Annotated in this window: 11 protein-coding genes and 1 pseudogene; 8 read left to right on the forward strand and 4 right to left on the reverse strand. The window is 67.0% G+C overall.

All coding sequences use genetic code 11. The features are described from left to right. Window positions 1-46 precede the first annotated feature (46 nt). Both EJ105_RS02695 and EJ105_RS02700 read left to right on the forward strand, forming a co-directional pair. Window positions 47-373 carry a conjugal transfer protein TraD gene (locus EJ105_RS02695; protein WP_197430434.1) on the forward strand — a complete coding sequence of 109 codons (327 nt, stop codon included), beginning with the start codon at window positions 47-49 and terminating at the stop codon, window positions 371-373. A gap of 1 nt (window position 374) precedes the next feature. Continuing rightward, window positions 375-602: a conjugal transfer protein TraD gene (locus tag EJ105_RS02700; protein ID WP_063112040.1), complete on the forward strand. Its 228-nt coding sequence runs from the start codon at window positions 375-377 to the stop codon at window positions 600-602. 266 nt (window positions 603-868) lie between these two features. On the opposite strand, the gene EJ105_RS02705 is transcribed toward EJ105_RS02700, so the two are convergent. Then, window positions 869-1,864 (reverse strand): phosphonate dehydrogenase, encoded by a 996-nt coding sequence (locus EJ105_RS02705; protein WP_063112041.1) that lies wholly within the window; start codon window positions 1,862-1,864, stop codon window positions 869-871. Window positions 1,865-1,890: 26 nt separating this feature from the next. After that, window positions 1,891-2,760, reverse strand: coding sequence for a LysR family transcriptional regulator (locus EJ105_RS02710; protein ID WP_200671161.1), 870 nt, complete (start codon window positions 2,758-2,760; stop codon window positions 1,891-1,893). Between the two features lie 332 nt (window positions 2,761-3,092). Between EJ105_RS02710 and EJ105_RS02715 the strand changes: the two genes are divergently transcribed. The 5 genes from EJ105_RS02715 (at window position 3,093) to EJ105_RS02735 (ending at window position 9,932) form a co-directional block, all read left to right on the forward strand. Continuing rightward, window positions 3,093-3,974, forward strand: coding sequence for a phosphate/phosphite/phosphonate ABC transporter substrate-binding protein (locus tag EJ105_RS02715; RefSeq protein WP_082772847.1), 882 nt, complete (start codon window positions 3,093-3,095; stop codon window positions 3,972-3,974). A 96-nt stretch (window positions 3,975-4,070) separates the two neighbouring features. Continuing rightward, window positions 4,071-4,952, forward strand: coding sequence for a phosphonate ABC transporter, permease protein PhnE (gene phnE, locus EJ105_RS02720; RefSeq protein ID WP_063112043.1), 882 nt, complete (start codon window positions 4,071-4,073; stop codon window positions 4,950-4,952). A gap of 21 nt (window positions 4,953-4,973) precedes the next feature. Next, complete coding sequence (gene phnC, locus EJ105_RS02725; RefSeq protein ID WP_082772846.1) at window positions 4,974-5,777, forward strand: phosphonate ABC transporter ATP-binding protein; 804 nt, start codon at window positions 4,974-4,976, stop codon at window positions 5,775-5,777. Continuing rightward, a complete protein-coding gene (locus EJ105_RS02730) occupies window positions 5,761-7,254 on the forward strand; it encodes an NADH-ubiquinone oxidoreductase-F iron-sulfur binding region domain-containing protein (RefSeq protein ID WP_063112044.1) in 1,494 nt (497 codons plus the stop codon). Before phnC ends, EJ105_RS02730 begins: the two co-directional genes overlap by 17 nt. After that, window positions 7,251-9,932 carry a molybdopterin-dependent oxidoreductase gene (locus tag EJ105_RS02735; protein WP_063112045.1) on the forward strand — a complete coding sequence of 894 codons (2,682 nt, stop codon included), beginning with the start codon at window positions 7,251-7,253 and terminating at the stop codon, window positions 9,930-9,932. The genes EJ105_RS02730 and EJ105_RS02735 overlap by 4 nt, the downstream gene beginning before the upstream one ends. Before the next feature lie 135 nt (window positions 9,933-10,067). On the opposite strand, the gene EJ105_RS28060 is transcribed toward EJ105_RS02735, so the two are convergent. Beyond that, the gene (locus tag EJ105_RS28060) at window positions 10,068-10,736 is read right to left on the reverse strand and encodes an IS5 family transposase (RefSeq protein WP_370877580.1); all 669 of its coding nucleotides are present in this window, start codon (window positions 10,734-10,736) and stop codon (window positions 10,068-10,070) included. Further along, window positions 10,706-10,918: pseudogene (locus EJ105_RS28065) on the reverse strand (transposase); the annotation flags it as partial. The gene EJ105_RS28060 and the pseudogene EJ105_RS28065, both read right to left, overlap by 31 nt. Before the next feature lie 826 nt (window positions 10,919-11,744). Here EJ105_RS28065 and EJ105_RS02745 point away from each other — a divergent pair. After that, window positions 11,745-12,031, forward strand: a 287-nt coding sequence (locus EJ105_RS02745; RefSeq protein WP_250165187.1) for a transposase, incomplete at its 3' end; no start/stop codon positions are given.

The raw sequence follows: 12,031 nt of genomic DNA on the forward strand, positions 1-12,031 counted from the left end.
CGACACGAAACTATCATCGCTCCATCCATTGCTTATGGAGACGACGATGCGGAAACCACGGGACTATGGCGCTGAACTGAAGGCGCTGGAGGACAAGGCGCGGGAACTTAAAACGCGCAAGGTGCAGCAACTCGGCGAACTGGTGATCTTGACCGGAGCCGACGCGCTCACCGTCGACGAACTGGCGGGCGCGCTGATCGTGCTGGCCGAAACCAAGGACGCCGGAAAGAGGGAGGCGTGGGCCAAGCGCGGGGCCGCGTTCTTTCAAAGCCGGGCGCGGCGATCTGCATCGGCATCTGACCGCGACGCGGGCGGCGCTCAACCGCAACCGGACGGTGCGCAACCGGCATCAGGCAGCACGAGCGCGGCATGATATGCGAACCTGGCAGGTCGAACGCCGCCAACGCACGCGGCATCTGATCGAACTCGGCGGTCTCGTCGTCAAAGCCGGGATCGTGGACCTGACCTGCGATGATCGCGCCATCATCTACGGCGCCCTGCTCTGGGCGGCCGACAAGCTCCAAAGCGATGAACGCGACAAGGCGTTGGCGCTCTGGGCCGACAAGGGAAAGCAGGCGTTCGAGCATGAAGCTACGGCATGAATCCCATCACCGCGCAGGATCGGCATGGCAGGGTATGACCGATGGCGGGCGGCGCGGAGACATCACATATCGCAGCGCCACCCGTCATCGCGCGGCAACGCCGCGCAACGGCGACGCACATCACGGGCTCGAGGTTTCGCGCACCTCGCGCAAGGCCCGGCTGAAGAGGTGATTGAAGATGCGATCGCAATTTCCGCATTGGTCATGATGATGCTTTGAAGGCTGCTGTCGCGCTGGTATTGCTTGATGGCCACCGACGGGCCGTGTCAGGCGGCAGAGCGATCGTGCGAAGGTGGCTCCCGCTGCAATCCGTCCAGATGGCGCAGGATGTTGCGAGCGGCGGCGAGGGCGATGTCCCGCCGCACGCTGTCGACCGCCGAGCCAATGTGGGGGGTCAGAACCGTGCGGGCATGAGAGAGCAGTCGCGGCTCGACGCCGGCGGGCCGATCAGGCCGGGCCCAGTCCTCCGTCTCGAACACGTCGGCCGCATACCCGCCGAGATGGTTCGCCTCTAGGGCGTTGGCGACCGCCGCCTCGTCCACCAGCGATCCGCGGGCGGGGTTGATGAGGAGCGCGCCCGGCTTCATGGCCGCGATCGCCGCCGCATCGATCAGGTGGCGCGACTCCGCGTTCAATGGCAGCGCCAACACCAGATAGTCACTGCGTGCCAGCAACTCTGCCAGATCGCGCCGCAGGAGCCCCTGCGCATCCTCCGCGGCGGGAGAAAGCGGGTGCGCGTCGCAATAGGAGATGCGGCAGCGGAATGGCCGCACGCGGTGGGCGATGGCCTGGCCCACGGCACCCATGCCCACGATGCCCACCTCCGCCCCATCGAGCCCCATGCCGTAGAGTACCGGCCGCCAGCCGGCGAACGGGTGCTGGCGGATCAGCCGGTCGCCGGCGAGCAGATTGCGGCCGAGGGCGATCATGAGGCCGACGGCGAGTTCTGCGGTGGGCGCGGTGAGCAGGTCGGGCACGATGGTCACGTCGACGCCGCGCGCCCGGCACGCCTCCATGTCGAAATTGTCTGCTCCCTTCAGGGCGCAGGCGACGACCTTCAGATCCGGGCAGGCTTCGAGGAAGGCGCCATCCACGTGGTCCGTCATGAAGGCCAGGATGGCGTCGGCGTCGCGCGCGCGGCGCAGGAGTTCCGCGCGCGGCCACGGCTCGCGGGTGGTGTTGGCCTCTACCGCACCGCGGGTGGAAAGCAGATCTAGCACCTCGGGGTGGACCCAGTTGGTGACGAGGGTCTTGCGAGCCATGGATGTCTCTTGCGGCAGGAGTGGGATCAAGCGGAGGCGAGGCAGAAGGTGGCGAAGCGCCGGGCCATGGAGGATTGCGGGCTTTCGCGGCCGAGGCCGATGAACAAGGTCTTGAAGATGTCGGCCTCCTCCAGTTCCAGCATGGTGAGCGTGCCGGCCTTCACCTCCTCGGCCACGGAATAGGCGAACACCACGGAAAGGCCGAGCCCGGCCTTGACCGCCTCCTTCACGGCGGCGGTGCTGCCGAGTTGGCGTGCCACGCGCAGGCGCCCAGCATCGGGCCCGAACATGCCGGCGAGCGCCCGGCCGGTGCCGGTGCCGGGCTCGCCGCCGATGATGGGATGGTCGAGCAGTGCCTGGCGCGGAATGCAGCGCTCCTTCGCGAGCGGATGGTCGGGGCCGGCAATCACCACCAACTTCTCTCGGCGCCAGCCCTGCCATTCCACGGCCGGGTGGTCCTCGCTCCATTCGGTGAGAGCGATGTCCGCCTCGCCGGCGATGAGGGCGTCCACCGCATGGCGGTTGGTGGTGATGACGAGGTCCACCGTGCCGGGCCGATCCAGGTCGCGCTCGAACACGGCGATGAGGCGCGGCGCAAGATAGACTCCTACGTTGCCGCTGGCATGCACCACCAGGCGGCGATCGGAGACGACGGCGCGGGCACGGTCGGCGCTGGCTATGAGGGAGCGGGCCTTCGGCAGGAACAACTCGCCGTCACGGGTGGGGACCGCGCGGCTGCGGTTGCGCACCACGAGGGGCACGCCGACGAACTCCTCGAGCTTGCGCAACTGCTGCGAGACGGCCGGCTGCGAGCAGGCAAGGCGCTCCGCTGCCGACTGGATGCCGCCCTCATCGATGACCGCCAGAAAGGTCTGAACCTGAGACAGATTCAGCATGCGCATGCCCCCGCCCTTGTGCGGCCACAGCCGCTCCATCCCTTGCACCGGAATGTATGCATTAAACGAATGTATGTTGCAACTTCATATTTAATTGGCATTTCCCGCACGTTGGTGAGCTCATTCATATTGTGTCGGAAACATATGGATAAAATCGCATCCGCGCGCCCTCTTCGCCGCCAGCGTCATCAAAATGAAATGCAATTGTTGTCTATTTTTCATTGAGATATGTAATCTATCTGCCGCCAAGAAGGCGCCCACGGAGTTGCATCGTGCGGCAGCCCCGCCGGCGGGCCGTCTCGGCGCGCACGCCATAAACCCATGAGGTCGACATGATCACGCGTCGTCGCTTCGGGGCGCTTGCCGCCTCCGCGCTCTCGCTTCCCCTCGTTTCCGGTGCCGCGCACGGCCAGCAGATGCGCGACGGCAAGCTCCACCTGCGCTTCGCCATCGCCCCCCTGCGGCCAACTCCCGCCATCACCATCAAGGAATTTGAACCGGTGTTCCGCTATCTGGCGGGCGAACTCGGCGCCACCTACGAGTTGGTCAGCCCGGAGAGCTGGGCTGCCATCTCGGTGGCCATGAGCAACGGCCACGTGGATGTGGGCTGGCTCGGCCCGTGGGGCTACGTGCTGGCCAACCAGCACGCCGGCACCGAGGTGATCGCCACCGCCAAGTATCGCGGCAAGCCGTTCTACCACGCCATCATCGAGGGGCGGCCGGATCTCCCCATCAAGGAGTTTCCAAAGGATGCCAGGGGCATGAAGCTGTCCCTAAGCGACCAGGGCAACACCTCCGGCTGGCTCATCCCCTACGCCTTCCTGGTGAAGAGCGGCATCGATCCGCGCGACTTCTTCCAACTGCGCGAGGGGGCCACCTTCGGCAACAACGTGTCCATGATCCAGCAGGGCCTCATCGACCTCGGTTCCGACATGGACCGCGGCCGCAACGGCATGATCGAGGCCGGCGAGATGGATCCGGCCAAGGTGGTCGTCTACTGGACCTCCCAGGAACTGCCCAATGACGCAATCTGTGTGCCCAAGGGCTTCGACCCGGCGTTGAAGACGAAGATCCGCGACATTCTCGTCTCCCTCCCGGAGGACAAGGCGCAGGCGCTCATGGGCAGCGGCTACAACGGCTTCGTGCCAGCCACCCATGCCGATTACGGCATCATAGAGGAAGCCGGCCGCGTCACCGGCAAGCTGAAGTCCTGATCCGCGCGGGCCGGTGCCTTCGGGCACCGGCCACGTCGCGCCCGGCATGAAGCCGGGCGTCCGTTTCATAGCGCGCCGAGCCAGGGGAGACCGTCCATGACCATCGCAAGCTTCGAGGAGACACGCTACGTCGAGCCGGCCCGGTCGCTACTAACGTGGCACAATCTGCGGCGGGGGCTCGTCTTCCTCGCCGTGACCCTGTTCCTCGGGATGTGCTTCGCGGCGGCGAAGGTGGACCTGGCGAAGCTCGTGGACGGGCTGCCGAAGATCGCCTCCTGGTTCCAGCAGATGTTTCCGCCGGACGTACGGGATATCGACCGGGTGCTGCGCGACGCATTCCAGACCCTCGCCATGGCCACGGTGGGCACCATCGGCGCCCTTCTCGTGTGCATCCCACTGGTGCCGCTTGCCGCGCGCAACACCACGCCGAATCTTCTGGTCTATCGTTTGGTGCGGGCGGTGTTCGGGGTGCTGCGCGGCACCGAGATCCTGGTATTCGCCCTCATCTTCGTGGCGGCGGTGGGGTTCGGCCCTTTCACTGGCGTGCTGGCCGTCATGTTCAACATGGTGGGCGCCCTCGGCAAGCTGCTCACTGAGGTGATCGAGCCGGCCGATCGCGGCCCGGTGGAGGCGTTGGAGCTCACCGGTGCCGGCCCGGTGCGCGCGTTCCGCTACGCCCTCCTGCCGGACGTGTGGCCGAACATCGTCGCCGTCACCCTCTACATCTGGGAGTTCAACGTGCGCGCCTCCACGGTGCTGGGCATCGTCGGTGCCGGCGGCATCGGCCAGACGCTGAAGGACTCCATCGACCTGCTCGACTTTCCTAAGTTGGCCACCGTGCTGGGCGTCATCCTCGCCATGGTGATCGCCATCGACACCCTGAGCGCCCACTTGCGCCGTCTCGTGCTGAGCCCCGAGACCGCCGCCACCCGCGCCGGCACGCCGACGCGCCTTTTCGAAGGCGAAAGCCGCGCCTGAGCGGCCCATGGGAGTTGACCGATGAAGAGCATCGCCCCTGCGCATCTGCCGCACGACCGTTCCCTGGGCGAGGAGGAGGGTGCCGCAATCGTCGTGCGCGACCTGAGCAAGGCGTTCGACGGTCGCGTGGTGCTGGATCGCGTCTCCTGCACCGTGCCTGCCGGCCAGTTCGTGGTGCTGCTCGGCCCCTCCGGGTGCGGCAAGTCCACCCTGTTCCGCTGCCTGACCCGCCTGGTGGAGCCGGATGCCGGAAGCGTCACCATCCGCGGCACCGAGGTGACTGCCCTGAAGCCCGCTGCCCTTGAGGCGCTGCGCCGGGAGGTGGGGTTCGTGTTTCAGCAGTTCAATCTGGTAAAGCGCTTCAGCGCCATCGACAACGTGCTGGCGGCCCGGCTCGCGACGACGCCCCTGTGGCGGGTGCTGCTGCGCCGCTTCCGCGCGCGGGACCGGCAATTGGCGCTCGCCTGCCTCGACAGCGTGGGCCTCATGGACCAAGCCTATCAGCGCGCGGAGCGTCTTTCCGGCGGGCAGCAGCAGCGGGTCGCCATCGCCCGCGCCTTCGCCCAGCAGGCGGAACTGATCCTCGCCGACGAGCCCATATCCAGCCTCGATCCGGAATCCTCCGAGAACGTGCTGCAGATCCTGCAGCGGGCGGCGCGGGAGCGCGGCTTCTCGGTGTTGTGCAGCCTGCATCAGGTGGATCTCGCCGTGCGCTACGCCGACCGCATCATCGCCCTGCGCCAGGGGCGCCTGTTCTTCGACGGCCCGGCGGCCGCCTTCACCCCCGGCCTGCGGGAGGACCTGTATCGTGCCGCCCGTTCCTGAGACCGCGACGCCCGCTGACACCGCAGAATGGGCCGCGATCGCCACCGTGCTTGCCCGCGGCGATGATCGCGGCCGGCTTCTGGAAATCCTGCTGGAGGTCCGCGACGCCAAGGGCGGGATCGGCATCTCTCAGGCCGGGCTTCTGGCGCTGGCCGAGCGCCTGCGCCTGTTCCCCTCCGAGGCATACGAGGTGGCCACCGCATTTCCGGCGGTGAACTACGCCGCCACCACGCCCTATGCCGCCGACGGCTGCGGCGATCTGGTGTGCGGCCTGCTGCACGGCGCGCTCGGCGCCGGAGTGTGCCGCAACCGTTGTGACGGGCCCCGCCCCGAACCCGTTCCGCGCTCCTTCGCGGCCTACCGGGCGGCAGGGGGCTACGGGCAGCTCGGCCGCATCATGGCCGATCCCGGCGCGGCGGCGCAGATGTTGGAGCGGCTGTCGGTGCACCAGGCGGTGGGGCGGGCGGGCGTCGGCTTCCCGGTGGCGGAGAAGTGGCGGCAGGTGATCGCTGCCGGCGGCACGCCGGTGGTCATCGTGAACGGCGACGAGGGCGAGCTTGCCATCTTCAAGGACCGCTTCATCCTGGAGAACGACCCGCACGGCGTGATCGAGGCGGCCCTGGTGGCCGCGCGGGTGATAGGCGCGGACCAGGTGTTCCTCTACGTGCGCGACGACTACGTCCCCATCCACGCCATCCTGCGTCAAGCGCTGATGGAGGTGGCGGGGGCCGGCCTCGCGGAGGGCCTCGCCCTGGAGCTGCGGCGCAGCGGTGGTGCTTTCATCTGCGGCGAGGAAACGGCGCTCATCGCGAGCCTCGAGGGACGCCCGGCCCGCCCTGTCGAGCGCCCGCCCTTTCCCACCGCCTGCGGCTATCTCGGCCGGCCCACCTTGCTGCACAACGTGGAGACCTTCTATCGCGTCACTGCAGCGTGGGGCGGCACGCTGGGCTCGCCTGCCTCGGCCCTCCTGGATCCCGAGGTTCGGCTGTTCAGCGTCTCGGGCCGGGTGTGCGCACCGGGGCCGAAGCCGATGCGCGGTCTGTTGCGCCTCGCCGACCTGGTGGAGATCGCCGGTGGAATGCAGGACGGCCATGCCCTCGGCGGCATGGTGATCGGCGGATCGGCGGGGGCGCTGGTGAGCGCCGCAGACTGCTACAGGCCGCTTGCCGATCTGCTGGACGAAGGGCTGCGCCTCGGCACGGGCGGGGCGATCGTGTTCGGCGCGACAGACGAGCCGCGCGCCATTGCCGCCCGCATGGCGGCCTATCTGGCACGGGAGAGCTGTGGCCAGTGTGGGCCCTGCCGCATCGGCACCGCGCACGCCTCGCGCGCCCTGGCTGCGCCGGGCCCGCTGGATCAGCATCTTCTCGAAGACCTCGCAGCGGTCATGGGCGAAGCCTCCCTGTGCGCGCTCGGGCGCAATGCGGGCCGCTTCCTCGGGCGGCTGTCCATCCCCGGCCGCGGTGTTAGCGCATGAGCCTCATCAACTTCACCATCGACGGCCAGCCCGTTGCCGCGCAGGACGGGCAGAGCCTGCTGCAGGCGGCCACCGCCGCCGGACTCGACCTACCTCACCTGTGCGCTTCTACGCGCGATGGCTTCGCGCCCATGGGCAGCTGTCGCACCTGCCTGGTGGAGGTGGAGGGCGAAGCCGAGTTGGTTCCTGCCTGCCGCCACAGGGTCCGGACCGGACTCGCCGTGCGCACCGACACGCCGCGCGCCGCGCGGGTGCGGCGGCTCGCGGTCAGCCTGCTCGCCTCCGAGATGAGCGCCGCGGCGAAGGCGCGCCACCCCGACACGCCGTTCCTCGATCTCGTCGCGCGCACCGGAGCCGATCCCGATCGCTTCGGCCACCGGGCGGCAGGCCGTCCCGCGGATGCCAGCCACCCCGCCATTGTCCTCGACCCGGAGGCGTGCATCCGCTGCGGCAAGTGCCGGGCGGGATGCCGTGACGTGCAGGTGAATGGGGTCATCGCCCTCGCCGGGCGAGGCGACGGCATCCACGTGACATTCGATGCCGGGATGGCCATGGGGGAGAGCAACTGCGCCTCCTGCGGGGAATGCGCCCAGCTCTGCCCCACCGGCGCGCTGGCGCCCAAGGCGCTGGAGCGGGCCGGTGGACGGACCGCGGTGACGGCCAAGGGCGAAACGGTCTGCCCCTTCTGCAGCGTCGGCTGCCGGGTCACCCTGCATATGGTCGACGACGAGGTGGCGTGGGCGGAAGGTGCCGACGGCCCGGCGAACCGCGGTCGGTTGTGTGTCAAGGGCCGCTTCGGCTTTTCCTACCTGAGGCATCCGGATCGCCTCACCGTGCCCCTGGTGCGCCGGGCGGATGCGCCCAAGGATCCGGCCCTCGCCCTGCGCGGCGCCGCGGTGCTGGACCTGTTCCGTCCCGTTGACTGGGACGAGGCGCTGGACACCGCCGCTCGTGGCTTCGCCCGGTTGCGCGCGGCGCACGGCCCCGGATCTCTGGCGGTGCTAGGGTCGGCAAAGGGTTCGAACGAAGATGCCTATCTCCTGCAGAAACTCGCACGCATGGGCTTGGGCACCCCCCATGTTGACCACTGCACACGCTTGTGCGCCTCGGTGCCGCCGCTGGCGGAGGCCACCGGCTTCGCCGCCGTGACCGCCCCCATCGAGGAGATCGCCTGCGCCGAGGTGGTGCTGATGGTGGGCAGCAACCCGGACAGCAACCATCCGGTGGCCGCCTCCTTCATGAAGAATGCCTTTCGGCGTGGGACGAAGCTCATCCTGGTGGATCCCGGCATTCAGGCCCTGTCGCGGTTCGCCACCCATCACCTCAGGACGGCCCCGGGGACGGATGTGGCCCTGCTCTCCGCCATGACGCGCGTGGTGATTGAGGAGGGGCTCCACGACCGGGATTTCGTCTCTGGGCGGCTGGAGGGCTTCGAGGCGCTGCGCGCGCGGGTCGCACCTTTCACGCCGGAGATGGCGGCCGGCCTCACGGGCGTTCCGGCGCAGGACATCGTGGCCGCCGCCCGCCTGTTCGCCGGGACGCGCGCGGCCATGACCTTCTGGGGCATGGGTGCCTCGCAGCACGCCTTCGGCGCGGACAACATCCGGGCCGTCATCGCCCTCGCTCTCGTGTGCGGGCAGGTGGGTCGTCCCGGCGCGGGCCTCCATCCCCTGCGCGGGCAGAACAACGTGCAGGGCTCCTGCGACGCCGGCCTGTTGCCCAACTATCTCCCCGGCTACCGGCCGCTTGCGCAGGCAGGTCACACGGTGGTGGAAATGTTCGATGCGGCCCGTCGAGGGGCGGTGCGCGGGCTCTATGTGGTGGGTGGCAACCCGGCCATGGCCAACCCGGACCTCGCCGTCACCCGCGCCGGGCTGGCCTGCCTGGAGCATCTGGTGGTGCAGGATATCTTCCCCACCGAGACCGCGGCCTTCGCCGATGTGATCCTGCCCGCAGCGGCGCTGGCGGAGCGGGCGGGTACCGTGACCAATACCGACCGACTGGTGCAACGCATCGCACCGGCGCTGCCCCTGCCCGGCGGCGCGCGACCGGACTGGCGCATCATTCGCGACATCGGCGCGCGCCTCGGCCTATCGTGGGCAAATCTGACTGTGGAGAGCCTGTTCGAGGACATGGCGCAGGAACTGCCCACCCTTGCCGGCTTCAGCTGGCGGATGATGGTCCAAGACGACCATGCGCGCTACCCCTTGCGCCCAGCCGGCGCCGGCGAGAGCCTGTTCGGCGATGATTTTCCCCGCGGGGCCAAGGCCGCCATCGTGCCTCTCGACGCGAGTGGTGCGGACGAGATGACGGACGCCGACTATCCCTTCATCCTGATGACCGGCCGCCTGCGCGAACACTGGCACACGGGCACCATGACCCGCCGCTCGCCGGTGCTGGAGGCCCTGAGCCCGGAGCCGCAGGCCCACATGCATCCTGACGACCTCGCCCGGCTGGGCGTGACCGTCGGAGGGGAAGTGGAGGTACGCACGCGCCGCGGGATGGTGCATCTCGCCGCTATGCCCGATCGGGCGGTGCGGCCGGGCGTCGTGTGGATGGCCATGTCCTTCTTCGAGGCGGCTGCGAACGAACTGACGGTGAACCGACTGGATCCCACCACCCGCGTGCCGGACTTCAAGTTCTGCGCGGCGGCGGTGGAGAAAAAAACATATACCTGACCACGATAGACTATAAGTTCCACGACACACTGCCGATCGCTGCCATATTAATGGCCAGATCTTCATATAATAATACTATATCTTATCGTTTATAATTGGCACCGAATTGGAAATTAATTGACCATCTTGCGCAATTCATGTGTAATCGGTTTGTGGAGTGCCACTGCGCCATATTAGGTTGTGTGGACGGATTTTGATGAGGATGAGGATGAGGATGAGGATGAGGATGAGGATGAAGCTGAAGGCGAGAGCGACGATGGCGGCGAAGCCGCATTCGGTCTTCTCGCAGCGCAGGGCGACGCGCTTGAAGCGCTTGAGCTTTCCGAAGCACTGCTCGATGCGGGCGCGCCCCCTGTAAAGCGCCTTCGGGAAGAAGGCTGGGCGCTCCTTCGCGTTGGATTTGAAAGGGATGGCGGACGCGATGCCGCGCGCCCGGGCGATGGCCCGGTTGGCCTTGGCGTCATAGCCCTTGTCGGCGAGCGCCGCGCGCGGCGTGACATCGGGACCCAGATCCAGCAGCAGCTTGAAGAGCGGACTGTCGCCGGCTTCCCCGCCGGTCAGGTGGAAGGCGATCGGCAGGCCGTCGAAGTCGCTCTTGAGGTGGATCTTGGTGGAGAAGCCGCCGCGCGAACGGCCGAGGGCTTGGCCGTCCTGCCCCCTTTTGCTCCGGCGGCGGAGACGTGGGCGCGCACCACGGTGGAATCGAACATCTGGACCAGATGGGCCGTGCGGCTCAGCGAGGCCAGGGTTTCGAAGTAAAGCTCGAACACGCCGGCCTGACGTAGCCGCCAGAACCGTTTCCAGACGCTATTCCACGCGCCGAACTCGGCAGGCAGTGCCCGCCAGGTGATGTTGTGCACAGTGAAATAGTGCATGGCTTCGAGGAACTTGCGATCGTCGCGACCCTTGTCGCCGCGCCGTGAACGGCAGGCGCGGAACACCTCCAGCGCCAGCGCCCAATCCTCGTCCGTCATCCGCGTCAGCATGGTCGATCTCGCCAAAAGCCGACCCGCTATGAATCACCGAAAGGGGCAGAAGGGAATCCCCTCTGCCTAAACCCACCGCAATCCGTCCACACGGCCTAGCGTGAGGTGTCGAGGCCTTACACCAATTGATTATAATATCGATCCGACCGCAACCCAATATATCCAGAGATAGTTTCTGAAAGTTGCTTAAATTTTCTGGACAAGCAGATTTTATGAACCGTAACCTAGACTAATTAGGTGACGAATTTTTCCATTGCCGCCATGCTCGATGGCTCTCCGAGCCAATGAGTGACAAAGGGATAGAGATACAATGCCTGACATGCTGGGCTGCGCTCGCTCTCCACCAGCGGCGAGCGACAGGCGATGCCATGTTACCGGCAGCCGCCGACCAGGGCTTTCACATCCCTGGCACCAGCACTCAAACTGAGCGATAGCTCAACAAAAAAGCACCCAAGAGAGCGATTGGCTGCACGTGTGCGCATCAAGATTCCTGCGCGACTGATGTGCCATGTCTGGCGCCGAAGGCAATCGTCGCGTCCCCTTTCTGCCATCATAGACCCTCCCACGCCCAAGTCGCGGGTGACCGGCAAGCTGACCTGAATTTCGAGCATTCGGTCCACTCCGTCACGGATGGCCGATCCTGTTTCCTATCAAGCGGTGAGTGGAATGCGCGTGAAAAGGCTTGTTCGATCAATCCCAACGGATCGCAGGGGCCGGCGGACATCTATCGCCTCGCTGCTGCGGCACACCGGCCTAGGGCTCGGACCCATAAAATAATTGGCCTTCGCAGCATGTTGTGATTCATCAGTCCGTGGAGGATCTGATGATGAGCGGAGACCGTTTCTGGCTCACGGATGCGCAGTTTGCGCGGCTTGAGCCGTATCTGCCCAGGGACACGCGCGGCAAGCCGCGTGTCGATGACCGGCGGGTGATCAGCGGCATCGTGCATGTCCTGAAATCGGGCGGCCGATGGATCGACGCGCCGCCCGAATATGGGCCGCGCAAGACGCTCTACAACCGCTTTGTCCGATGGGCTGCCAAGGGGATCTGGACAGACCTCTTCCATGCTCTCGCCAGCGCAGGAGGTCCTCCCGCCCAGGTGCTGATCGACAG

This window comes from Xanthobacter aminoxidans, from assembly GCF_023571765.1.
Taxonomy (GTDB): domain Bacteria; phylum Pseudomonadota; class Alphaproteobacteria; order Rhizobiales; family Xanthobacteraceae; genus Xanthobacter; species Xanthobacter aminoxidans.